The 21,079-nt window shown below is 72.6% G+C and carries 24 protein-coding genes; 5 read left to right on the top strand and 19 right to left on the bottom strand.

The window, feature by feature from the left end:
* Positions 1 to 122: 122 nt before the first annotated feature.
* Positions 123 to 1,250: a phosphate ABC transporter substrate-binding protein PstS gene (gene pstS / locus AC07BS_RS31725; protein ID WP_478646663.1), complete on the bottom strand. Its 1,128-nt coding sequence runs from the start codon at positions 1,248 to 1,250 to the stop codon at positions 123 to 125.
* 420 nt (positions 1,251 to 1,670) lie between these two features.
* Between pstS and AC07BS_RS31720 the strand changes: the two genes are divergently transcribed.
* Both AC07BS_RS31720 and AC07BS_RS31715 read left to right on the top strand, forming a co-directional pair.
* A complete protein-coding gene (locus AC07BS_RS31720) occupies positions 1,671 to 2,792 on the top strand; it encodes a C40 family peptidase (RefSeq protein ID WP_478646662.1) in 1,122 nt (373 codons plus the stop codon).
* 266 nt (positions 2,793 to 3,058) lie between these two features.
* The gene (locus tag AC07BS_RS31715; RefSeq protein WP_478646660.1) at positions 3,059 to 4,324 is read left to right on the top strand and encodes a PP2C family protein-serine/threonine phosphatase; all 1,266 of its coding nucleotides are present in this window, start codon (positions 3,059 to 3,061) and stop codon (positions 4,322 to 4,324) included.
* Between the two features lie 21 nt (positions 4,325 to 4,345).
* Here the strand turns inward: AC07BS_RS31715 and AC07BS_RS31710 are convergent, their stop codons facing one another.
* From AC07BS_RS31710 to AC07BS_RS31700, 3 genes are all read right to left on the bottom strand, one after another.
* Positions 4,346 to 4,690 carry a DUF2516 family protein gene (locus AC07BS_RS31710; RefSeq protein ID WP_478646658.1) on the bottom strand — a complete coding sequence of 115 codons (345 nt, stop codon included), beginning with the start codon at positions 4,688 to 4,690 and terminating at the stop codon, positions 4,346 to 4,348.
* 102 nt (positions 4,691 to 4,792) lie between these two features.
* Entirely contained in the window at positions 4,793 to 5,407 is a 615-nt protein-coding gene (locus tag AC07BS_RS31705) for a hypothetical protein (protein ID WP_478935219.1), read from the bottom strand.
* A gap of 17 nt (positions 5,408 to 5,424) precedes the next feature.
* Complete coding sequence (locus tag AC07BS_RS31700) at positions 5,425 to 5,820, bottom strand: helix-turn-helix domain-containing protein (protein WP_478646655.1); 396 nt, start codon at positions 5,818 to 5,820, stop codon at positions 5,425 to 5,427.
* A gap of 196 nt (positions 5,821 to 6,016) precedes the next feature.
* Between AC07BS_RS31700 and AC07BS_RS31695 the strand changes: the two genes are divergently transcribed.
* On the top strand, positions 6,017 to 6,892 hold the full coding sequence (locus tag AC07BS_RS31695; protein WP_478646653.1) for an AraC family transcriptional regulator: 876 nt from the start codon (positions 6,017 to 6,019) through the stop codon (positions 6,890 to 6,892).
* Between the two features lie 22 nt (positions 6,893 to 6,914).
* Here the strand turns inward: AC07BS_RS31695 and AC07BS_RS31690 are convergent, their stop codons facing one another.
* The 6 genes from AC07BS_RS31690 to AC07BS_RS31665 all read right to left on the bottom strand — a co-directional run bounded on the left by AC07BS_RS31690 (position 6,915) and on the right by AC07BS_RS31665 (position 12,789).
* Positions 6,915 to 7,718, bottom strand: coding sequence for a putative protein N(5)-glutamine methyltransferase (locus AC07BS_RS31690; protein WP_478935218.1), 804 nt, complete (start codon positions 7,716 to 7,718; stop codon positions 6,915 to 6,917).
* Positions 7,719 to 7,932: 214 nt separating this feature from the next.
* Positions 7,933 to 8,865 (bottom strand): LAETG motif-containing sortase-dependent surface protein, encoded by a 933-nt coding sequence (locus AC07BS_RS31685; protein WP_478935217.1) that lies wholly within the window; start codon positions 8,863 to 8,865, stop codon positions 7,933 to 7,935.
* A 141-nt stretch (positions 8,866 to 9,006) separates the two neighbouring features.
* Entirely contained in the window at positions 9,007 to 9,597 is a 591-nt protein-coding gene (locus AC07BS_RS31680) for an NADPH-dependent FMN reductase (protein ID WP_478646647.1), read from the bottom strand.
* Between the two features lie 68 nt (positions 9,598 to 9,665).
* The gene (locus AC07BS_RS31675) at positions 9,666 to 10,916 is read right to left on the bottom strand and encodes a GNAT family N-acetyltransferase (protein ID WP_478646646.1); all 1,251 of its coding nucleotides are present in this window, start codon (positions 10,914 to 10,916) and stop codon (positions 9,666 to 9,668) included.
* Positions 10,917 to 11,064: 148 nt separating this feature from the next.
* Positions 11,065 to 12,102, bottom strand: coding sequence for an asparaginase (locus AC07BS_RS31670; protein WP_478935216.1), 1,038 nt, complete (start codon positions 12,100 to 12,102; stop codon positions 11,065 to 11,067).
* A gap of 60 nt (positions 12,103 to 12,162) precedes the next feature.
* A complete protein-coding gene (locus AC07BS_RS31665) occupies positions 12,163 to 12,789 on the bottom strand; it encodes an RsiG family protein (RefSeq protein ID WP_478646643.1) in 627 nt (208 codons plus the stop codon).
* Between the two features lie 153 nt (positions 12,790 to 12,942).
* Between AC07BS_RS31665 and dtd the strand changes: the two genes are divergently transcribed.
* Entirely contained in the window at positions 12,943 to 13,368 is a 426-nt protein-coding gene (dtd, locus tag AC07BS_RS31660) for a D-aminoacyl-tRNA deacylase (protein WP_478646641.1), read from the top strand.
* A gap of 4 nt (positions 13,369 to 13,372) precedes the next feature.
* Here the strand turns inward: dtd and ygfZ are convergent, their stop codons facing one another.
* The 6 genes from ygfZ to AC07BS_RS31630 all read right to left on the bottom strand — a co-directional run bounded on the left by ygfZ (position 13,373) and on the right by AC07BS_RS31630 (position 18,502).
* Entirely contained in the window at positions 13,373 to 14,353 is a 981-nt protein-coding gene (ygfZ, locus tag AC07BS_RS31655) for a CAF17-like 4Fe-4S cluster assembly/insertion protein YgfZ (RefSeq protein ID WP_478935215.1), read from the bottom strand.
* 9 nt (positions 14,354 to 14,362) lie between these two features.
* A complete protein-coding gene (locus AC07BS_RS31650; protein ID WP_478646638.1) occupies positions 14,363 to 14,800 on the bottom strand; it encodes a Fur family transcriptional regulator in 438 nt (145 codons plus the stop codon).
* Positions 14,801 to 14,819: 19 nt separating this feature from the next.
* On the bottom strand, positions 14,820 to 15,860 hold the full coding sequence (locus AC07BS_RS31645; protein WP_478935214.1) for an ABC transporter substrate-binding protein: 1,041 nt from the start codon (positions 15,858 to 15,860) through the stop codon (positions 14,820 to 14,822).
* Between the two features lie 7 nt (positions 15,861 to 15,867).
* Entirely contained in the window at positions 15,868 to 16,635 is a 768-nt protein-coding gene (locus AC07BS_RS31640; RefSeq protein ID WP_478646634.1) for an ABC transporter ATP-binding protein, read from the bottom strand.
* Positions 16,635 to 17,738, bottom strand: a complete 1,104-nt coding sequence (locus AC07BS_RS31635) for a FecCD family ABC transporter permease (RefSeq protein WP_478935213.1) — start codon at positions 17,736 to 17,738, stop codon at positions 16,635 to 16,637. Before AC07BS_RS31635 ends, AC07BS_RS31640 begins: the two co-directional genes overlap by 1 nt.
* Before the next feature lie 167 nt (positions 17,739 to 17,905).
* On the bottom strand, positions 17,906 to 18,502 hold the full coding sequence (locus tag AC07BS_RS31630) for a heme-binding beta-barrel domain-containing protein (protein WP_478646630.1): 597 nt from the start codon (positions 18,500 to 18,502) through the stop codon (positions 17,906 to 17,908).
* Positions 18,503 to 18,785: 283 nt separating this feature from the next.
* On the opposite strand from AC07BS_RS31630, the gene AC07BS_RS31625 reads away from it, so the two are divergent.
* On the top strand, positions 18,786 to 19,151 hold the full coding sequence (locus tag AC07BS_RS31625) for a DsrE family protein (protein WP_478646627.1): 366 nt from the start codon (positions 18,786 to 18,788) through the stop codon (positions 19,149 to 19,151).
* Here the strand turns inward: AC07BS_RS31625 and AC07BS_RS31620 are convergent.
* From AC07BS_RS31620 to AC07BS_RS31610, 3 genes are all read right to left on the bottom strand, one after another.
* Positions 19,145 to 19,426 (bottom strand): DUF3099 domain-containing protein, encoded by a 282-nt coding sequence (locus AC07BS_RS31620; RefSeq protein WP_478646626.1) that lies wholly within the window; start codon positions 19,424 to 19,426, stop codon positions 19,145 to 19,147. The genes AC07BS_RS31625 and AC07BS_RS31620 overlap by 7 nt on opposite strands.
* Positions 19,427 to 19,591: 165 nt before the next feature.
* Positions 19,592 to 19,882: a DUF1416 domain-containing protein gene (locus AC07BS_RS31615; RefSeq protein ID WP_478646624.1), complete on the bottom strand. Its 291-nt coding sequence runs from the start codon at positions 19,880 to 19,882 to the stop codon at positions 19,592 to 19,594.
* 32 nt (positions 19,883 to 19,914) lie between these two features.
* Positions 19,915 to 20,757, bottom strand: coding sequence for a sulfurtransferase (locus tag AC07BS_RS31610; RefSeq protein WP_478646621.1), 843 nt, complete (start codon positions 20,755 to 20,757; stop codon positions 19,915 to 19,917).
* Positions 20,758 to 21,079: the final 322 nt, after the last annotated feature.

Here is a 21,079-nt window from a genome sequence, read left to right as displayed (position 1 = left end):
GGTTTTCTCCGGTCTGCGGAGCCCCGGGCGGGTGGTGCGACACCCGTGGGACCCCTGGCGCGGCGGTGCACCGGACGGGGTGGCGGGCCGCCGGTTCACCCGGCGGCCCGGCCACCTCCGTGTCAGGAGAGGGTCGCGACGGTCTCGCGGACCTTCTTGGCGATCTCGGCGGGCAGCGGCGCGTAGCCGAGCTCCTTCAGGACCGACTGTCCGTCCTCGCTCGCGATGTAGGTGAGGAAGGACTTGGTGGCCGGCAGGGTCTCGGCCTTGTTGCCCTTGTCGCCCACGATCTCGTACGTGACCAGGGTGATCGGGTAGGCGCCCTCGGCCTTGGTGGTGTAGTTCAGCTTGAGGGCGAGGTCCTTGCCCTCACCGACGACCTTGGCCTCGGCGATGGCCTTGGAGGCGTTGTCCGAAGAGGCCTCGACCGGGGCGGAGGCGCCGGTGTTGAGCTTCACCGTCTTGATCGAGTTGGCCGTGGCGTAGGACAGCTCGAAGTAGGAGATGGCGCCCTGGGTCTGCTTGACCTGCGAGGAGACACCGGCGGAGCCGTCCGCGGACTGGCCGCCCTTGGCCTTCCAGGCCTTCGCGGGCTCGTACGGCCAGGACTTGTCGGCCGCTGCCTTGAGGTACTTGGTGAAGTTGTCCGTGGTGCCCGACTCGTCGGAGCGGTGGAAGGCCTGGATCTTGAGGTCGGGAAGCTTGGCGTCCTTGTTGAGCTTCGCGATCGCCTCGTCGTTCCACTTCTCGATCTTGCCGTCGAAGATCTTGGCGATGGTGTCGGCGTCGAGGACGAGGTTGTCCACGCCCGGGACGTTGTAGCCGATCGCGATCGGGCCGCCGACCATCGGGAGGTTGATGCCCTGGCCGCCCTTGACGACGTCCTTGGACTTGGCGACCTCCTCCGGCTTGAGCGCCGAGTCGGAGCCCGCGAAGGCGGTCTTGCCCTGGAGGAACTCCTGGATGCCCGCGCCGGAGCCGGTGGCCTTGTAGTTGATCTGGATGTCCTTGCAGGCCTGGGAGAAGTTCTTCACCCACAGGTCCATGGCGTTCTTCTGCGCGGACGAGCCGGAGGCCAGCAGCTGACCCTTGCCCTCGCACTTGATGTTGCCCGCGGCCTTGGTCGAGCTGCCGCCGCTCGCGCCGCCGCCGTTGTCGTCGGAGCCGCACGCCGTGAGGACCAGGGCGCCGGAGACGGCGATGGCGCCGAGGGCGACGGTGCGAAGCCGGTTCTTGCGCTGAAGCTTCACTTGGGGGTGTTCCTTCCGGGAGCCGCCGCGGGGGCGGCGTGCGAGAGGTTGGTGGAGCTGTTCCGCGGAGTGCGGCGTCCGGCGGCGGGTGGTTCACCTGAGTGGTGTGGCCCCCACCTTCCACGGCCGAAATTAGGCAGATGAGATGAAGGGGTCGATGGGGCGGAGTGAACGGAGGGTGAACCTCACCCGTCGGGGTGGTAGCTGCGCGGACGGCTTGATTCCACCCCGCAGTGTGACGCAGGTCTCTGTTGATTTACGGGTAGCCATGGCAGCATCCCCACTCGCGTGACACCACGTCAGGCGAGTGGGCGGGGTCGTGGAGGGGGTTTCGTGGGGCGGAACGGTGGCGCGTACGACGGGGTCACGGACTCTGATGGCGCTGTAACCGGTGTGGCTGCTGATGTGAAGGATGCCGGTGTGGCTGGTGTCGCCGGTGTGTCGGATGGGGTCGGATTCGGAAGATCCGGTGCCCGGCGGCTCGCCCTCGCGGCCGCGCTCGTCTGCGCCCTCGGCGCCGGCGTGCTCACGGTCCCGGCCGTCGCCCACGCCGACCCCGGGCCCCCGGCCGCCCCGCCCTCGAGCTCCCCGCCCGCGCCCGGCTCGCTGGAGGAGGTCCACAAACAGGTGGAGTCCCTCTACCGCAAGGCCGAGGCCGCCACCGACGACTACAACGCGGCCGGCGAGCAGGAGCGCCTCCAGGAGAAGGCGGTGTCCGATCTCAACCGCCAGGTCAAGGACGCCCAGCAGCGCCTGGACCTGCTCCGCTCCCGCACCGGCGCCCTCGCCCGGGCCCAGTACCGCAGCGGCGCGCTGACCCCGCCGGCCCAGCTCTTCCTCAGCGACTCGCCCGAGACCTTCCTCAACGGCGTCAGCCTCGCCCGCAAGGGCGAGCAGGCCACCCGCGACCTGCTGAACCGCCTCGCGGCCACCCGCGCGGACCTCGGCCGCTACGCCAAGGCCGCCGAGGAGCGCCGCAAGGCGCTCGAAGGGGACCGCAAGAAGAAGGAGGCGGCGAAGAAGGAGATCGAGAGCCGGCTGGAGGCGGCACGGAAGCTGGAGTCCACGCTGGCCGAGAAGGAGCGCGAGCGGCTGCGGCGGCTGGAGGAGGACCGCGCCCGCCAGGCCCAGGAGAAGTGGCTGGCCGGCGCCGACGGCAAGCGCCTCATGGGGCTGAAGGGCGGCCCGGCCACCGGCGCGGGCAAGGACGTGGTCGAGTTCGCCTCCGCGCAGATCGGCAAGAACTACGTCTGGGGCGCCGAGGGCCCCGACACGTACGACTGCTCCGGCCTCACCCTCAAGGCGTGGGCGGCGGCCGGGCGCGCGATCCCGCGCACCTCGCAGGAGCAGTGGCGGCAGCTGCCGAAGGTCGACGTGAAGGACATGCGCCCGGGCGACCTGATCATCTACTACGGCGACGCCAGTCACGTCGGGGTGTACGCGGGTGACGGCATGATCGTCCACGCGCCGCGGCCGGGGCGGCAGGTGACGCTCGCGGGGGCCGGTTCCATGCCGATCCTGGGGGTCGTCCGGCCGGGGTGAGGGCGGGGGGAACCGGCCGGGCGTCGGTCGGGCGTCGGCCGGTGTGACGCATATGACGTGATGTTCCCCATGACGTGATGTTCGTCATCGGGGACTCACTCTTCCGGGTCGCCTTTCCTCGTCAACTTCCCTTGTGGCTGGGGCATATGACAGGGGCGGGTGGCTCCGTACCATTCCGTTGGGTCGGGCTCTGGCGCTAGGGTCACCCTCGGTACTCGCCCGCCGATGAGGCGCCGTGCCCTCGGGGGGAGGGAAGGAAAGAAGTGATGCCCGTACCCGCGCCGAGGACCGCGGAGCCGACCGCCGCGCTGCCCGACGGCGGGCTGACGCTGCTCGTCATCGAGGACGACCCCGGCGGTGTGCTGTCCGGCCCCGACATGGCGGCGATGACGGGCACGGCGGGCACACCGGTGCGCATCCGCGCCGCCCGCAACCTCACCGAGGCCGCCCGGCTGCTCACCGACGACGTCCAGTGCATCCTCCTCGACCTGGCCCTGCCGCCCGCCGTGTCCTGCGAGGAGACCCCCGGCACACCGCCCGGCGGCCGGTCCGACGAGCCCCGCGACGAGCTGGACACCCTGCGCCGGGTGCTGCGGCTCGCCCCCCACCAGGCCGTGCTCGCGCTGACCGCCGAGGCGGACGCCGAGCGGGCCGTCGCGGCCGTACGCGTCGGGGCGCAGGACTACCTCTTCCGCGACGAGCTCGACGGACGGGTGCTGAACCGGGCCATCCGCTACGCCGTCGAGCGCAAGCGCGCCGACCTCGCGCAGCGGCAGCTCGCCGAGAGCCGGCTGCGCGCCCAGGAGAACGCCCGGCTGGAGCGCGGCCTGCTGCCGCACCCGCTGCTGGACGGCTCCGACCTGCGCTTCGCCGCCCGCTACCGGCCCGGCCGCAGCCGTGCCCTGCTCGGCGGCGACTTCTACGACACGGTCCGCACGCCCGACGGCACGGTCCACGCCATGATCGGCGACGTCTGCGGGCACGGCCCCGACGAGGCGGCCCTCGGGGTCTCGCTGCGGATAGCGTGGCGCGCCCTGACGCTCGCCGGGCTGTGCGGCGACGAGCTGCTGCGCACCCTCCAGCAGGTGCTGGAGCACGAGCGCGCGGACGAGGAGATCTTCGCGACGCTGTGCACGGTCGACATATCGCCGGACGGCCGCTCGGCGTCGCTGTGCCTGGCCGGCCACCCGGCCCCGCTGCTGGTCCGCCCCGGCCTGCCGCCGACGCTGCTGCCGCAGGACGACGGGGGCCCGGCGCTCGGCCTGCTCGCGGACGCCCGCTGGACGCGCCGGGAGGTCGCGCTCGACGACGCCTGGGGCCTGCTCATGTACACCGACGGCCTGATCGAGGGCAGGATCGGCGCGGGCACCCGGCGCCTCGGCCAGGAGGGCATGATCGAACTGATCACGCGCCTGGTGAAGGAGGGATTGCGGGGGGAAGACCTGCTGGAGGCGGCGGTCGCGGAGGTCCGGGCGCTCAACGGCGAGGAACTGACCGACGACCTGGCGGTCCTGCTGCTGGAACGGGCCTGACCGACCGGGCGGGGAGTGGGTTCAGCGTCCGCCGTTGAACGGTCCGTACGGGCCGTCGGAGCTGGAACCGCCGCGCCGGCGGGGGCCGCCGCGGCCGGAGACGTGGCGCAGCGCCGGGCGAACGTCGACCATGTAGACGATCGTGGCGATCAGTCCCAGGATCGGCAGGAAACTGAGGATGCCGAAGAAGACGTTCACCGCGGCCGCGATGGCGAGGATGATCAGCCAGAAGGGCTTGGTCTGCTTGTCGGCGGCGCGGAAGGCGTCCTCCCGGCGGACGGCGGCGTCCAGCAGCGCGAAGAGCGTGAGGACGAGCAGGCCGAGCGACACCCAGGAGAGGGTCTCGTGGAAGCCTTGGATCAGCATGCCGCTCACCTTCTGTCGGGTCGCCTCCCGCCCACCGTACCGGGAGAACGTCCCGGGCACGTCGGATGTGCCCGGAACCTTCCCTTCCGGTGCTGACCGCCGTTACTCGCCGGTCTTCGCGTCCGCCTTCTTCGCGGTGGTGGCGGCGGGCTTGCGGGTCGCGGTGCGGCGGGCGGCGGGCTTGGCGTCGGCGTCACCCCCGTCGGCGGAGCCGGCGGCCTCGTCCTTGGCGGCGGAGTCCTTCGCCGCGGTGTCCTTCGACGCCGTGTCCTTCGCGGCCGGCTCGTCACTGTCGGGCTCCACGGCCACGGCGATCTCGCTGATCTCCTCGGCGGCCTCACCGCGCCACGTCTTCACGGCCCCGCGGCCGCGCTCGGCCATGGCCTCGAACTTCTCGCTCGCCTGCGCCGCGAACGCCAGGGCCTGGCCGACGCCCTGCAGGGTCAGGTCCTGGGCCGCCTGGCCCAGCTTCCGGGCGTCGGTGTCGAGAGTGCCCACGATCTCGCTGAACTTGGTGCTCACCTGCGTCTGGACCTGCTTGGCCTGCTGGGTGAGGCGCTCGCCCACGGCCTTCGGGTCGGTGTTGCGCAGCTTCTCGAAGCGCTCGGGGGCGTCGACGACGAGCTGCCCGATCTTCTCCGCCGTGAGGTCGGCGGCGCCGGCCGCGGCGTAGGCGGTGTCGGTGGCGGCCTTGCGGATGTCCTGAGTGATGGCCATGGCGGTGGTCTCCCGGATCAGCTCGGAGGGTTGCCGGCATCGTTCGTCCTGTCCGTCCCGCCCGTCGCGAGCCCGTTCTCCTTGCGGAAGGAGTCGTAGATCTGGAGCAGCACCTGTTTCTGCCGCTCGTTGATCGAGGGATCGGCGAGGATCACGCTGCGGACCTCCGCCTCCTCCCGGTCGCGCTCGTCGAGGATGCCGGCCTGCACGTAGAGCGTCTCGGCCGAGATCCGCAGGGCCTTGGCCAGCTGCTGGAGGATCTCGGCGCTCGGCTTGCGCAGACCGCGCTCGATCTGGCTGAGGTACGGGTTGGACACTCCCGCGGCGTCGGCGAGCTGCCGCAGCGTCAGCTGCGCGGTGCGCCGCTGCTCGCGGAGGTACTCGCCGAGGTTGCCGACGTTGAGTGATGCCATACGGCGATCCTGCCGGAGCTTGCTAACTTTTGCAAGCAGCCTGCTTGCAAAAGTAGCCATGTGTCGTGGTCGGCCGGGCCCGCGGTCAGGGCGCCGGCCGGCGCCGCGCGCACCCGACTTCATCGGGCACAGGATGTCGGGTGCGGTGGGGTGGGCGCTGCCTAGCGTGGTGGGTGCCGGAAGGAAGGGGACGGGAGTGCTGGAGCGGCTCAATCTGGCCATGGAGCACATCGAGCGCCGTCTCGAGACGGGTGTCGACGTGGGGGAGTTGGCGCGCATCGCGGCCACCTCGGAGTACCACCTGCGCCGGATGTTCTCCGCGCTGGCGGGCATGCCGTTGTCGGAGTACGTGCGGCGGCGCCGGCTCACCCTCGCGGGTGCCGATGTGCTCGCGGGGCGCGGGACGCTGCTGGAGATCGCCGTGCGCTACGGCTACGGCTCCGGCGAGGCGTTCGCGCGGGCGTTCCGTGCCATGCACGGCGTCGGGCCGGGCGAGGCCCGGCGTACCGGTGCCGTGCTGAGCTCCCAGTCCCGGATCTCCTTCCGTCTCACCGTCGAAGGGAGCAGCGGTATGCGATACCGCGTCGTGGACAAGCCGGATTTCACCGTCGTCGGGTTCAAGGCCCGGGTGCCGTTGGTGCACGCGGGACCCAACCAGGCGATCATGGCGTTCGTCCGCGCGATCGACCCGCGGGATCAGGAAGCCCTGGTGAAGCTGTCGGACCAGGAGCCGCGGGGCGTCGTCGCCGTCTGCGACGACCTGGACCCCAGCCGCGCCGAGGGCACCGAACTCGACTACTACCACGCGGTGGTCACCTCCGCCGAGGCTCCCGAGGCCCCCGAAGGCATGACCGCCCTCGCCGTCCCGGCCGGCGCCTGGGCGGTGTTCACCGTCTCCGGGCCGATGCCGGGGGCCGTCCAGGAGCTGTGGCGGGACGTGTTCACCGAGTGGTTCCCGTCGAACCCGTACCGCGGCCGCCCCGGCCCCGAGATCCTGCGCACCCGCCTGTCGGCGGACGGGACCGAGGCCGACGCCGAGCTGTGGCTCCCGGTGGAGCCCGAGCGCGACTGAGCCCCGATCCCCGGACAAGCCCCTACGGCCGGGTGCCGATGACCACCGTCGCGTCCAGGTCCTCGCAGGTCGTGACGCGGGTGGTCAGGCCGTGGCGGGCGAAGGCCGCGGCCGTCAGGGGGGCCTGGCGTTCGCTGGTCTCGATCAGGAGGTGCCCGCCCGGGGCCAGCCACCGGGGGGCCGCCGCGATGACGCGGCGCTGCACGTCGAGGCCGTCGGTGCCGCCGTCGAGGGCCACCCGCGCCTCGTGGTCGCGGGCCTCGGCGGGCAGCAGGCCGATGGCGTCGGTGGGGACGTACGGGGCGTTGGCGACCAGGATGCCCACCCGTCCGCGCAGGGTCGCGGGCAGCGGGTCGTAGAGGTCGCCCTCGACGACCAGGGCGCCGGTGCCGGCCAGATTACGGCGGGCGCAGGCGACGGCCGCCGGGTCGACGTCGGCGGCGTGGAGCTCGGCGCCGTCGAGGCCGGCGGCCAGTGCCGCGCCCACCGCGCCGGTGCCGCAGCACAGGTCGAGGACGACCGGGCGCGGTCCGGCCAGGGCGAGGGCCTGGCGGACGAGGAAGGCGGTGCGGAGCCGGGGGACGAAGACGCCGGGGTCGACGGCTATGCGCAGGCCGCAGAACTCGGCCCAGCCCACCACGTGTTCGAGGGGCAGGCCCGAGGCGCGCCGTTCGGTCAGGGTGGCGAGCTCGTCGGGGGTGCGGGCCGTGGCGAGCAGGATCTCCGCCTCGTCCTCGGCGAAGACGCAGCCGGCGGCTCGGAGCCTGCTGACGACGAGGGGGAGAAAGGAGGCCGGAGAAGGGGCCAGGGAGGGTGATGCCGACATGGGAGGGAACCTTCCGGATACCGGAGGGTGCTCTCGCGGCCCGCCTACGCCTGGGGGGCCGTGCGCCCGTGCGGTGAGAGCACCCGGACTACTGCAGCGGTAATGGGTCTCACCTCCTGGGTCGTTCACTGCTGACGGCGGTCACTGTACCGGACCTGACCCCGGTTCAGCCGGAGTCAGGTCGGCGGACAATCGGCGGACAAAGAGTCCCGGCTCAGCGGCCGGACAGCCGGCGGCGGGTCAGGACGACCAGGCCCGCGCCCGCCGCGACGGCGACGACGGCGGCCCCGACGACCCAGGGGGTCGCCTTGCCGGCGCCGGTGGTGGCGAGGGAGTCGCCGCCGCCCTGGGCGGAGACGTCGGTGGCGGCCGCCGGGGACGCCGAGGGCGCGACCGAGGGAGCGGCCGAGGGGGGCACCGAGGCCGAGGCGGAAGGCGTGGCCGACGGCTTCGTGCTCGCCTTGTCGGAGGGCGACGGCTTGGCGCTCGGAGTGGCGGAGTCCGTCGGCTGCAGGACGGACGGCGAGGGCTTCGGCCTGGCCTTGGCCACGACGTCGATGGGGTCGAGCTTGTGCACCGTGGTGCCCGAGATGTCGACCAGGGCGGTGGCCGGGCCGGTCGGGTAGTCGGCGGCGAGCTTCACGCGCAGCTCGACGGTGGCCGTCGCGCCCTTCGCGACCTTGCCGGCGGTGGTGTTGCCGACGAACGTCTCGCCGGGGGTCTTGTCGTCGATGCGGATCCAGGAGCCGTCCGTGGAGCGGTACTCGATGTGCTGGGTGCTCTTGACGCGCTTGTCGCCGTTGCCGTTGAGCATGAACGTCAGGCGCAGCGGCTCGATGTCCTTGTCGCCCGCGGTGTTGTCGACGGCGAAGCCGAACTCGGTCCAGTCGCCGCCCGCGGTGAAGGAGCGGGGGTAGTTCAGCAGCTTGATGGTGGCCTTGACCGGGGCCCTGTCCTGCTTCTGGGGGTCGTCGGCGGGCTTCCCGTCCGTGCCGGTGCCGCCCGCGGCGGGGGCGTCCGGTGCCGTGACGGCCGGGTTCCGCGCGGCGTCGGCGTCGGCGTCCGCGGCGGCGGCGGGGACGGCCAGGAAAGCGGCCGGGGCGATGACGGCGGTGACGGCCATCGCCGTGATCCGGGACAACGTCATGGAAGGCGACCTCTGTTCGGAAGAATGTCCGGTAATCGTATGCGGGAGGTCGCCGGAGAGGTGTGTGCGGGGGTGGGCCCGGGGGCGGGGGGGGGGGGGGGGGGGTGCCGCCCCCCCCCCCCCCCCGGCCGGCCCGGGGCCTCACGCGCCGTACGGGCGCTTCTCGCGGGCCTCGCGCAGCGAGACGGCCCACCAGGTGAGCTGGTCGAGCATGGCCTTCGCGGCACCCGCGGCGGCCGCGCCGGCCTCCTCGTCGAGGTGACGGCCCGACTCGTCGAACTTGCCCCACGGGCTGTGGAAGCTGATGGTCTCGCGGATGGTGACGGCGTGGAGCTCGGCGAAGACCGGGCGCAGGTGCTCGACCGCGCGGAGGCCGCCGGACAGGCCGCCGTACGAGACGAAGGCGACGGGCTTGGCCTGCCAGGGGGTGTAGTTCCAGTCGATGAGGTGCTTCAGGCCGGCCGGGTAGCTGTGGTTGTACTCGGGGGTGATGACGATGAAGGCGTCCGCCTCCGCCAGCCGGGGGGACACCGCGGCGAGGAGCGCGGCGTCCTCCGGGCCGGGCTTGCCGGACAGGCTGACGGGCAGCGGGTGGTCGGCGAGGTCGATGACGTCGACGTCGATCTCCGGGTGCTGGGCGGTCTGTTCGGCGAGCCAGGCGGCCACGGTGGGGCCGAAGCGGCCCTCACGGGTGGAAGCGACGATGACGGCGAGGCGGTACGAGGTCTTCATGGGGAACACTCTCGTACCTCAAGTGCACTTGAGGTCAAGCCCTGATCGAAGAAAGCGAAAAAGATCGATCAGAACTGGTCGGGGCACCACGGCCGTCGGGCCGTCCGCAGCATCAACTCGGCCCGCCCGGCCGCTCCCGGCCGCTCCTCGGTGACGCGGCCGAGCGCGGCGAGCCGTACGGCCGACTCGTCGCCGAGGTACAGGGCGCCCAGCTCGCCCACGCCCAGGGCGAGTTCGGCCGGGCGGGACGTGGGCACGCAGCGCGCGCCGTCGGGGCCCGTCTCCAGCAGATAGCGGCCTCCGGCCAGGCCGGCGGGGTCCGTGACGTCCAGCACGAGCGAGCCGGACGCGGAGTAGGAGCGGGCCCCCAGGAGGGCGGGGACGTCGAGGGGGCGCAGCCAGAGGTAGTCGGCGTGGGTGACGACCTTCGCGGCGCGCGGGTCGGGCAGCAGCAGCGGCAGCAGGTCGTCCGGGGCGCGCAGGCCCGTCCGGACGTGGGTGATCCAGTCGACCGACAACAGGTAGTGCCACAGGGCGCGTTCGGCCTCGGCGGAGACCGCGATCAGGCTGCGTACGTCGGCGGAGTTCCGCGGGCGCTTGGCCTCCCAGTCCTCGGTGGTCGTGTAGGTGAGCAGCCCCTCCGGGGTGCCGTCGGCGGACCGGTGGAGGGCGTGGAACGGCTCGGTCCAGTCGGGCTGCGAGGGGTTGGGGATCTCGCCCGTGGCGAAGCCCCACCAGCGCGTGTTGCGGTCGACGACGCCGTGCCGCACCGCGCGCATCCGCTCGTGGAGGGCGGGTCCTGTCTCCCGGACGGTCGGCAGGTCCACGAGGTCGACGCGGCCGCCGCAGGGCGGGCCCGCGTAGCGCGCGTCGAGGCCGGCGCGGGCGACCTCCACCTCCCACTCGGTGGTCCAGGTGGCCGGGCCGAAGCCGTACCGCCCGTAGATGGGGTACTCGGCGGAGATGAGGGTGGCGGCGGCGTCGCCACGCTCCTTGGCGGCCCGCAGGTCGCGGTCCATCATGCGGCTGAGCAGGCCGCGGCGGCGGTGGGTGGGCGAGACGGTGACGCTGGTGACCGCGCTCGTGGTCACCGACGCGCCGCCGGGCACGGACAGGCGCTGGGTGAAGCTGCGCAGCGTGCCGACGCAGCGTCCGGTGGTGGTGTCGAAGGCCCCCTGCGAGCGCTCCAGGTCCATCCCCGGCCGGCGTATCGCGGCCTCCTCCTTGGACACCGAGGGGGGCCTGAGGAAGCCGGTGCGCACCGCGCGCATCCAGTCGATCAGATCGGTGTCGTCGATGGTCCGCACGTCCAGGCTCATGACAGCACGTTAGGTGCCGCCCAAAGCCGGACGCACGTGATTTGTGGCGGTCGTCAGGAGGACGGCACGCGCGCGTGGCGGCGCCCACGCCGCGCGCGCCCGCCTGTGGGGCGCGCGCGTCCCCACAATGGGGCAGAAGGGTGGCGGATCAGAACGCCGCGCGGATCTCGCCGACCGGGAGGGCGCCGCCCAGCAGCGGCTGCGCGGCGATCCGGGCGAGGACGGGCGAGGAGACGCCCATCAGCTCCAGCGCGCGGGCCAGGACCGGGCCCGAAGCACGCAGCGCACCATCGTCGATCTTGAAGGCCAGGGCGCGGCCGTCCGGCAGCGCCACGGCCTGGACGGCCTCGGCGCCCATCTTCGACAGCACGCCCGGCACCTCGCTCATCAGCCAGGTGTCGGGGCGGCGGGTGCCGGCCACGTACTCGGGGTGGGCGCGCATCGCGTCGGCGACGGCGCGTTCCGGGGTGCCGGGCGCGGCCGTCACGAAGCTGCGGAAGGCGCGGGCCAGACCGGTCAGCGAGAGCGCCATCAGGGGCGCGCCGCAGCCGTCGGTGCCCACGTGGGCGACGGTCTCGCCGCTCGTCTCCTGGACGACGTCCAGCACCAGGCGCTGGAGCGGGTGGGCGGGGTCGAGGTAGCCGGCGGTGTCCCAGCCGTTGAGGGCGCACGCGGCGATCATGGCGGCGTGCTTGCCGGAGCAGTTCATGGTGACCCGGTCGCGCACCTTGCCGGAGGCGAGGTAGAGCTCCGCCTCGACGGCGTCGTACGGGAGGTCCGGCGGGGTCTGGAGCTCACCCTCGGGGAGGCCGAACTCGTCGAGCATCGTGCGCACGAGATCGAGGTGGAACGTTTCGCCGGAGTGGCTCGCCGCCGCCAGCGCCAGCCGCTCCCCGGAGAGCTCCAGCCCCGCGCGGAGCACGGCCGCCGCCTGCATCGGCTTGTTGGCCGAGCGCGGGTAGACCGGGGAGGAGACGTCGCCGAGCGCGAAGTCGACACTGCCGTCGGCCGCCAGGACGACCAGCGAGCCGCGGTGGAGGCCCTCGACGAAGCCCGAGCGGACCACCTCGGCCAGGACCGGGGACGTGCCGGTGCCGGGGGCACCGCCGGATATGCCGGAGCCGAAGCCGGGGCCCTGCGCCGGTACGGCGGCGGGCGTGGGCGACTCGGGGAGCGTGGAGGTCATCGTCGGCCTTCCGGGGTGGTGCGCGACCCGGTCCCGGTGCCGATCGGATGCATCGGATGATCACGAGAGCAGGTCGTCTACTTGTGCTTCTCCTTCACGGTACCTGCGTGCGATCTCGGCACTGCAATCGTCGGCGGTGCGCTGCACCCCCTGACGGCGCAGGGACACCCGGCGCTCGTACCCCGCCAGGCGGGCCATGGCCTCGCCCAGCTCGCGGTCCGTGCGCGCGCCCAGGTCCGACAGCTCGACCTCGGCCAGCATGTCCTCCACCACCCGCCGGTGCTCCTCGCTGTGCGGGGTCCGCAACGTCACGTGACGGGCGGAGGAGCGCTGCGTGGAGGGGCCGTCGGAGAGGATCTCCGTCAGCCGGTCGACCAGCAGCCGCTCCACGGCCGGGGCGGCCGGGGCCGCCCGGCGGGCCAGCTCGGCCCGCAGGATGTCGACGCGGCCCTGGAGGAGCCGGCGGACGTAGCTGAGGTCCGCCTCCTCCCGCTGGGCCTCGCGCCGGGCCGCCCGCAGCTCGGCGAGGCTCAGCTCGTGGGTCCGGCGGCCGGGGACGTCCGCCAGCCGGCCGGAGCGCTGGGTCGGTGGTCTGGCGTGCAACGGTTCACCTCCGCCGGCGCGGCGCTCCATGGCCGTACGGTCCGCCGCCGTGAGCGTTCGGCCGTCTTCGGTCGGTGTGGTCATGCGGCTCCGTCCCCTCGGGCGGTGTGCGGCCGGATCGTCCCGCCGTTGCCCGCATGGGGCACCGCCTGCACGCATCGTGCCATTGGGGACGCCCCGGCCGCAGGGTCTCTCCGGCCGAACAGACCCGTACGGGCGCAGGGCATCATGGTCCGTATGCGTGCTGTGGTGCAGAGGGTGGACGGGGCGAGCGTCGCCGTGGACGGCCGGGTGGTCGGCGAGATCATCGGCGAGGGCCTGTGCGTGCTGGTCGGGGTGACGCACGACGACACCCCGGAGCACTGTGCGCGGCTGGCCCGGAAGCTGTGGTCGCTGCGCATCCTCAAGGACGAGAAGTCGTGCTCCGACGTGGGGGCGCCGCTGCTGGTGATCTCGCAGTTCACCCTCTACGGTGACGCGCGCAAGGGCCGGCGCCCCACGTGGAACGCGGCGGCCCCCGGGCCGGTGGCCGAGCCGCTGGTCGACGAGGTGGTGGCCCGGCTGCGGGAGCTGGGCGCACAGGTGGAGACGGGCCGCTTCGGGGCGGACATGAAGGTCTCGCTGACGAACGACGGCCCGTTCACCGTTCTGCTGGAGGTCTGAGCCCCTACGGTTCGACCACGACCTCCTGCGCCGCCGCCGTCCCCTCGCCCACCAGCAGGGTCGCGTCCACCGGGACGTTCCGCTTGACCAGTGCGAGGGCGATCGGGCCCAGCTCGTGGTGGCGGGCCGCCGTCGTCACGAAGCCCAGCTGGCGGCCCTCCGGGCCCTCCGAGGCCAGGCGGACCGGGGCGCCGTGGGCGGGCAGGGTCACGACGCTGCCGTCGAGGTGGAGGAAGACCAGGCGACGCGGCGGCTTCCCCAGGTTGTGGACGCGGGCGACCGTCTCCTGGCCGCGGTAGCAGCCCTTCTGGAGGTGGACGGCCTCGCCGATGAGCCCCAGCTCGTGGGGGATCGTGCGGTGGTCGGTCTCCAGGCCCAGCCGCGGGCGGTGGCCCTCGACGCGCAGCGCCTCGTACGCCAGGGCGCCCGCCGCGGGGCCGTGCGCCGCGGCGAACTCCTCGAGCCGCTCCCGGGGCAGGAAGAGGTCCCGGCCGTACGGCGTCTCGCGCGCCACGACGCCCTCGGGCGTCTCGACGACGGACCCGGCGGGCAGGTGGACCACCGCGAAGTCGTCCGTGCGGTCGGCGACCTCGACCCGGTAGAAGAACTTCATGCTCTCCAGGTACGCGATCAGGTCGTCCTGGGCGCCGGGCTCCCCGTGGGCCCAGGTCGTCTCCCCGTCGTCGACCAGGTACAGCTGGTGCTCGACGTGGCCGTGGGGGGAGAGGATCAGCGCCTGCGTGGCCTGGTGGGGCGGAAGCTGGCTCACGTGCTGGGTGAGCAGCAGGTGGAGCCAGGTCAGCCGGTCGGCGCCGGTGACGGTGACGACACCGCGGTGGGAGAGGTCGACGAACCCGGAGCCGTTCGCGAGCGCGCGCTGCTCGCGGAACGGGTCGCCGTAGTGCGCGGCGACGCCTTGGTCCGGGCCCTCGGCGGGGACGGCGCCGGGCAGCGACAGCAGAGGGCTCTTCGTGTGAAGCGGCATGACGCCAGCCTACGGCGCCGCGCCGGGCTCCTTCGAGGCGCAGCCGGAGCACCGGCCGAAGATCGCGAAGTGCTTCATGTCGGTGTCGAACCCGAACTCCTCGCGCAGCTTCGCGGCGAAGCCCTCGGCCACCTCCAGGTCGGCCTCGATCACGTCCGTGCAGTCCCGGCACACCAGGTGTATGTGGTGGTGCCGGTCCGCGAGGTGGTACGTGGGGGCGCCGTGCCCGAGATGGGCATGGCTGACCAGCCCCAGCTCCTCCAGCAGCTCCAGCGTCCGGTAGACCGTCGAGATGTTCACCCCGCCCGCGGTCCTGCGGACCTCGGTGAGGATGTCGTCCGGCGTCGCGTGTTCGAGACGGTCGACGGCTTCCAGGACGAGCTGGCGCTGCGGGGTCAGCCGGTAGCCGCGCTTACGGAGATCGCTCTGCCAGTCGGTGTCCACCACGCTCCCAGTCTAGGCAGCCTCAGCCCTCCCGTACCCCGTTCAGGTAGCCGGCGAGCGCGGCGACGGCCTCCGGGTTGCGGGGGCTCTCGACGAGGTCGACGTAGTCGAGGACGAAGACGCGCTTGTTCCTGATGGCCGAGACCCCGGCCAGCGGCGGGTAGGAGAGCAGGAACTTCTTCTTCTCCTCCGCGCTGACGTCCCCGTAGTTGTTGATCACGATGACCTCGGGGTCGCGGTCGACGACCGTCTCCCAGCCGACCTGGACCCAGGTGTCCTTGAGGTCCTTCATGACGTGGTCGCCGCCGGCCCGGGTGATGATGTCCTGCGGCCCGCCGTACGCGCCCGACGTGAAGGGCTTGTCACGCCCGTCGTCGTAGAGGAACACCCGGGGCCGCGCGCCGTCCTTCGGCACCGTCGCCTCCGCCTCCGCGACGCGCCTCTGGAAGCGGGCGACGAGCTTCTCCGCCCGGTCCTCGACGTCGAAGATATTCCCCAGCGTCCTGAGGTCCGTGTAGAGCGCCTCCAGCGGCGGCATCACCCCGCGCGAGGTGCCGCTGCCGCCGTTGTGGCAGGACTCGGTGAGCACGTACGAGCCGACGCCGACCTTCTTCAGGGCCTCCGGGGTGAAGCCGTTGCCCTCGCCGAAGCCGTAGTTCCAGCCCGCGAAGACGAGATCCGCCCGCGCGTCCAGGACCAGCTCCTTGTTGATCTCCTTCTTCGACAGCCACTTCACCTTGTCGTAGCCGCTCTTCCAGGGCACTGTTTTTTCGTCGCCTCTGCCGTCCCGGCCCGTGCGGTAGTCCGGCGCCACATAGCCGGCCATCCGGTCCTCCAGACCGAGCGCGAACATGATCTCGGCGATGCCCACGTCGTTCGTCACCACGCGCCGCGGCGCCTTGTCGTACGTCGTCCGCACCCCGCAGTTGGAGATCGTCACCGGGTAGTGGCCGCCGGGCGCGGCCTTCGGCCGTCCGTCGTCGGGAGCGTCCGAGACCTTGGCGCCGCAACTCGTGAGGGCGATGGCGGTGAGCAGGGTCAGTGCGACGCGAGCGGTACGCATGGTGTCCTTACGGCAGTCGGTCGAAGAGCAGCTGCGGGGCGCCGGAGGCCGGGTGCGGCACGCGGTGCGCCCGTACGGAGAAGACGTCGGCGAGCAGCTCGGGCGTCAGTACGGAGTGGGGCGGGCCGGAGGCGACGATCCGGCCGCCCGCGATCACGTACAGGGCGTCGCAGTGGGTGGCGGCGAGGTTCAGGTCGTGCAGCGCGGCCAGGACGGTCAGGCCCGAGCCGCGCACCAGCGAGAGCACCTCCAGCTGCTGGGCGATGTCCAGGTGGTTCGTCGGCTCGTCCAGCACCAGCACCTTCGGCTCCTGGGCCAGGGCGCGGGCGATCAGGACGCGCTGCTTCTCGCCGCCGGAGAGGGTGAGGAAGGACCGGCCCGTGAGGTGGTCCGCGCCCACCCTGCACAGCGCCGCCGCGCACGCCTCGCGGTCGGCGGAGGTCACCCGCCCGGCCGCGCTCTGGTGCGGCAGCCGCCCCATGGCCACGACCTCGTCCACGGTGAAGCCGAACTCGCCGGCCGTCTCCTGCGGCAGCGCCGCCAGCCGGCGGGCCCCCTCCCGGGCGGTGAGGGCGTGGAGGTCGTCGCCGTCCAGCAGCACCCGTCCGGCCGCCGGGCGCAGCGCCCGGTAGACGCAGCGCAGCAGCGTGGACTTGCCGCTGCCGTTGGGCCCGACCAGGCCCACGACGTGCCCGGCGGGGGCGCGGAGCGTGACGTCCTCCACCAGCCGCGCGCCGGCGATCTCCACCGACAGGTCCTCGGCGTCGAGGCGCATCACGAGCCTCCGAAGGTGTAGCCGCGCCGGCGCATCAGCACGACGAAACAGGGCACCCCGATGAGTGCGGTGATCACCCCGACGGGCAGTTCGACGGGGGCCAGCAGCAGCCGGGAGACCACGTCGACCCACAGCAGCAGCACGGCGCCCAGCAGGGGCGCCACGGCCAGCACCCGGCGGTGGTCGGCGCCGACGAGCATGCGGGTGACGTGCGGGACCATGAGCCCCACGAAGCCGATCGCGCCGCTGACGGCCACCACGGCCCCGGTGACGGCGGCGGTCACCACGAACAGCACGCGGCGCAGCCGGTCCGCGTCCACGCCCAGCGCGGCGGCCGTCTCGTCGCCCATGGCCAGGGCGTTGAGCCCCCGCGCGGCCCACAGCAGATAGCCGAGCCCGGCCAGCACGACCGCGGCGGCGATGGGCACGGACGACCAGGTGGCGCCGCCCAGGCTGCCGAGCAGCCACATCATGGCCGAGCGGGCCGCCTCGCCCCGGTCGGCGCTGAAGACCATGAGCGTGGTGATCGCGGAGAAGCCGTAGTACATCGCGCTGCCGGTCAGCACCAGCCGCAGCGGGGTCAGCCCGTGGGCGGTACGGGCCGCCGCGTAGACGAGGGCCATGGCGGCGAGCGCGGAGACGAAGGCGGCGGCCGACAGGGCCCAGACGCCGAGCGAGGCGAAGGCCCCGAAGAGCAGCACGGCGTTGGCGCCGACGGCGGCGCCCGAGGAGATGCCGAGGGTGAAGGGGTCGGCCAGGGCGTTGCGGACCATGGCCTGGACGCCCACGCCGATCGCGGACAACCCCGCGCCGACGACCGCGGCCAGCAGGGCGCGCGGCAGGCGCAGCTCCCAGACGATGGTGTACGCGGAGACCTCGTCCGGGGCGATGGTGCCGCCGGTCAGGCCCGCGCGCAGATGGCGCAGCGTCTCGCCCCAGCCGATGTCGGAGGCGCCGAGGGCCACGCAGCACAGCAGCGAGACGAGCAGGGCGGCGGTGAGCCCGGCCAGCAGCGGGGGTAAGGGCAGCCGCCGGGGCGGCGCGGCGACGCCGGGCGCCGGTTCCGGCGTCCGCGTGGCCGGGGCCGGGGTGGGTGTCGGCACGGGCGGGTCCTCTCGCAGTCCACGGCGAGGTGTGCGGAAAACTGCTCGCGCCGCGGGCGATCGGGCTCGTGCACGGCCCCCGAGGGGGCGGTGCACCTACCGTTGCGGGTCAGCGCCGGAATTCGACCGGCTTCCCCCGCGGGGCGAGTCGAGGGGCTCGGGGCCTCTCAGGGGTTGTAGGGCGTGCCGTCCTCGCGGAAGAAGGAGACGCCGTCCGGGAGGTCGTCGGGCAGGTTCTTGGCCCACTCCTCCAGGCTCTGCTGCGTGGCGACCTTCTTCAGGTGCGCCGACATGTAGGGGCGCAGCGGCACGTCGGGGGTGGCCTTCTCGCCGACCCACATCAGGTCGCCGTTGACGTAGCCGTAGAGGCGCTTGCCGCCGGAGTACGGGCCGGAGGCCTCGGTGCGGGCGACGGCGTCCGTGGCCAGGTCGATCTGCGGCTTCTGGTCGGCCAGCTCGCCGTACCAGACCTCGGCGACACCGGAGTGGCGGACCATGACGACCTCGACCTTGCGGTCCTTGTCGACGCGCCAGAAGCCGGACTCGGTCTCCAGCGGACGGACCATCCTGCCCTCGCCGTCGAGCACCCAGGTGTGGGAGGTGTACTCGATGAAGTCACGGCCGTCGTGGGAGAAGGTGACCTCCTGCCCGAAGTTGCACTTCTCCTCGCCGGGGAAGTCCGCGACGCCGGCGCCCTCCCACTTGCCGAGGAGGAAGACCAGGGGCACGAGGTCGGGGTGGAGGTCGGACGGAATCTCGATCATGAGCTCAGGCGATCTCTAGAGGTGAGGTGCGGAACGGGGCGGGTCAGCGCTGGCCCTGGTACAGCTTCTTCCAGGTCAGGCCGGCGAAGGCCATGACGCCGACGGCGACCAGGACGAGCAGGGTGGTGAAGAATGCCTCAAGCACGAGCGCGCTCCTCGGTCGGATGAGGATGGGTGGTACGGACCGGCACGAGTCTAGTCGGCCGCCCCGCGGGCGGCGCTGTGAGGTTGACCGTTCGCCCTGGACCGTTCGCCCTGGACCGTCCGCCCTAGAGTGAGCCGCATGACGAAGAAGCTCGTGATCAAGGTGACGGCGGGGGCCGACGCTCCCGAGCGGTGCTCGCAGGCGTTCACGGTGGCGGCCGTCGCGGCGGCCAGTGGCGTCGAGGTGTCGCTGTGGCTGACCGGCGAGTCGACGTGGTTCGGGCTGCCGGGGCGCGCCGCGGAGTTCGAGCTGCCGCACGCGGCGCCGCTGCCGGACCTCATCGACGGCATCCGGGCCGGCGGCGGGATGATCACCGTGTGCACCCAGTGCGCGGCGCGCCGGGACATCGAGGAGAAGGACCTGATCGAGGGCGCGCGCATCGCGGGCGCGCAGGTCTTCGTCAGCGAGATCATGGCGGAGGGCGTCCAGGCGCTCGTCTACTGATCGCGGCCCCAGGGGTCGCGCGGCCCCGGGTGGCGCTTGCCGTCGAGCTCGTCCCACCACTCGTCGGACTTCGGGTCGCCGGACGGATCGTCCCACCAGCGGTCGTCCGGCCCCCGGCGGTTCGCGACGATGGCCGCGACCGGCGGGATGACCATGGCGAACAGGCACAGCCCCACGGCGGCCGGCACCGACCACAGGCGTACGACGGCCCATGCCATGACGAAGAGGAAGATGCAGGTCCCCATCATGGCGAAGTAGAGGTGCCTACGCCGCATGAAGGAGGAGCGGCGCGGAGCGCCTCGATGAGGGGTGGTGGTCGGGCGACGGGCGGGCACACCTTCACGGTACGACCGGCGGGCGGGTGACGCGAAGGGCCGCACCCCCTCACGGCGTCCAACCCCGGGGTGCGGCCCTCCGCGGGCCTCGACGCGCTTCCGCGCTCAGACGGCGATGGCGACCTCGGCCAGCGCGCCCTTCTCGGTGAGCACGACCGTCCGGTCGGCCGTGGCGCCGGGGATCAGCGCCCGGACCGTCCACGTGCCCTCGGCGGCGTAGAAACGGAACTGCCCGGTCGCGGACGTGGGGACCTCGGCGGTGAACTCGCCGTCCGCGTCCAGCAGCCGCACATAACCGGTGACGGGATGGCCGTCGCGGGTCACCGAGCCCTGGATGGTGGTCTCGCCGGGCTTGGCGTTCGAGGCGTCCGGGCCGCCGGCCTTTGCTCCACACATGAGAGTGATCCTTAACTGTCGCGGGCGGTGGGTCAGTTGGCGCCGAGCTCGATCGGCACGCCGACGAGCGAGCCGTACTCGGTCCAGGAACCGTCGTAGTTGCGCACGTTCGGCCGGCCCAGCAGCTCGTGGAGCACGAACCAGGTGTGTGCCGAGCGCTCGCCGATGCGGCAGTAGGCGATGGTGTCCTTGGCGAGGTCCACGCCCGCGCCCTCGTAGAGCTCCGTGAGCTCGTCGTCGGACTTGAAGGTGCCGTCGTCGTTGGCGGACTTCGACCACGGGATGTTGCGGGCGGTCGGCACGTGGCCGGGGCGCTGCGACTGCTCCTGCGGGAGGTGCGCCGGGGCGAGCAGCTTGCCGCTGAACTCGTCGGGGGAGCGGACGTCGACGAGGTTGAGCTCGCCGATGGCGGCCAGGACGTCGTCGCGGAAGGCGCGGATGGAGGCGTCCTGCGGCTGGGCCCGGTACTCGGTGCGGGGGCGGGCCGGCACCTCGGCGACGAGGTCGCGGGAGTCCAGCTCCCACTTCTTGCGGCCGCCGTCGAGGAGCTTCACGTCCTGGTGGCCGTAGAGCTTGAAGTACCAGTAGGCGTAGGCGGCGAACCAGTTGTTGTTGCCGCCGTAGAGGACGACGGTGTCGTCGTTGGCGATGCCCTTGTCGGACAGCAGCTTCTCGAATCCGGCCTGGTCGACGAAGTCGCGGCGGACGGGGTCCTGGAGGTCGGACCTCCAGTCGATGCGGATCGCGGTCCGGATGTGGTTCTTGTCGTACGCGGAGGTGTCCTCGTCGACCTCGACGATGACGGTCTTGGGGTCGCCCGCGTCGATGCGGTCCTGGACCCAGTCGGCGTCCACCAGGACGTCACTGCGGCTCATGCTGTTCTCCTCCGGGGCAGTTGCGGACGTGCGTCAGCGAATGCGAGTGCGGGTGCGCGGCGGTCGGGTGCGCGGCGCCGCGCGACGGGTGCGGCGTTGGTGCGGGGAGGCGGCCGGAACGGCCGGAAGGAAACCGGAAGAACGGCTTCGGTCAGACACGGCGACAGAGCATGGCGGAGACGCGGCACAGGTCGACTGCCCGCCGCTTCGTGAGGTCCGCCTGTCGCTTCATAGGGGCGATCGTAGGGAGGGCGGCGGGCGCTGTCACCAGGGCGCCGAATAATGAGACAAGATATTCCGGATGGTGGGATGGGTGGTCACC

This window comes from Streptomyces sp. NPDC044063, assembly GCF_056434285.1.
Note: the sequence above shows the minus strand (reverse complement) of the source record. Positions and strands in the feature narration are given on the sequence as shown.

Excerpts from the sequence above, each read along its gene's own strand:
- AC07BS_RS31715 (WP_478646660.1), top strand. The coding sequence starts at position 3,059 with ATGCCCGTACCCGCGCCGAGGACCGCGGAGCCGACCGCCGCGCTGCCC.
- AC07BS_RS31710 (WP_478646658.1), bottom strand. The coding sequence starts at position 4,690 with ATGCTGATCCAAGGCTTCCACGAGACCCTCTCCTGGGTGTCGCTCGGC.
- AC07BS_RS31705 (WP_478935219.1), bottom strand. The coding sequence starts at position 5,407 with ATGGCCATCACTCAGGACATCCGCAAGGCCGCCACCGACACCGCCTAC.
- AC07BS_RS31700 (WP_478646655.1), bottom strand. The coding sequence starts at position 5,820 with ATGGCATCACTCAACGTCGGCAACCTCGGCGAGTACCTCCGCGAGCAG.
- AC07BS_RS31690 (WP_478935218.1), bottom strand. The coding sequence starts at position 7,718 with ATGTCGGCATCACCCTCCCTGGCCCCTTCTCCGGCCTCCTTTCTCCCC.
- AC07BS_RS31685 (WP_478935217.1), bottom strand. The coding sequence starts at position 8,865 with ATGACGTTGTCCCGGATCACGGCGATGGCCGTCACCGCCGTCATCGCC.
- AC07BS_RS31680 (WP_478646647.1), bottom strand. The coding sequence starts at position 9,597 with ATGAAGACCTCGTACCGCCTCGCCGTCATCGTCGCTTCCACCCGTGAG.
- AC07BS_RS31675 (WP_478646646.1), bottom strand. The coding sequence starts at position 10,916 with ATGAGCCTGGACGTGCGGACCATCGACGACACCGATCTGATCGACTGG.
- AC07BS_RS31670 (WP_478935216.1), bottom strand. The coding sequence starts at position 12,102 with ATGACCTCCACGCTCCCCGAGTCGCCCACGCCCGCCGCCGTACCGGCG.
- AC07BS_RS31665 (WP_478646643.1), bottom strand. The coding sequence starts at position 12,789 with ATGACCACACCGACCGAAGACGGCCGAACGCTCACGGCGGCGGACCGT.
- dtd (WP_478646641.1), top strand. The coding sequence starts at position 12,943 with ATGCGTGCTGTGGTGCAGAGGGTGGACGGGGCGAGCGTCGCCGTGGAC.
- ygfZ (WP_478935215.1), bottom strand. The coding sequence starts at position 14,353 with ATGCCGCTTCACACGAAGAGCCCTCTGCTGTCGCTGCCCGGCGCCGTC.
- AC07BS_RS31645 (WP_478935214.1), bottom strand. The coding sequence starts at position 15,860 with ATGCGTACCGCTCGCGTCGCACTGACCCTGCTCACCGCCATCGCCCTC.
- AC07BS_RS31640 (WP_478646634.1), bottom strand. The coding sequence starts at position 16,635 with ATGCGCCTCGACGCCGAGGACCTGTCGGTGGAGATCGCCGGCGCGCGG.
- AC07BS_RS31630 (WP_478646630.1), bottom strand. The coding sequence starts at position 18,502 with ATGATCGAGATTCCGTCCGACCTCCACCCCGACCTCGTGCCCCTGGTC.
- AC07BS_RS31625 (WP_478646627.1), top strand. The coding sequence starts at position 18,786 with ATGACGAAGAAGCTCGTGATCAAGGTGACGGCGGGGGCCGACGCTCCC.
- AC07BS_RS31620 (WP_478646626.1), bottom strand. The coding sequence starts at position 19,426 with ATGCGGCGTAGGCACCTCTACTTCGCCATGATGGGGACCTGCATCTTC.
- AC07BS_RS31615 (WP_478646624.1), bottom strand. The coding sequence starts at position 19,882 with ATGTGTGGAGCAAAGGCCGGCGGCCCGGACGCCTCGAACGCCAAGCCC.
- AC07BS_RS31610 (WP_478646621.1), bottom strand. The coding sequence starts at position 20,757 with ATGAGCCGCAGTGACGTCCTGGTGGACGCCGACTGGGTCCAGGACCGC.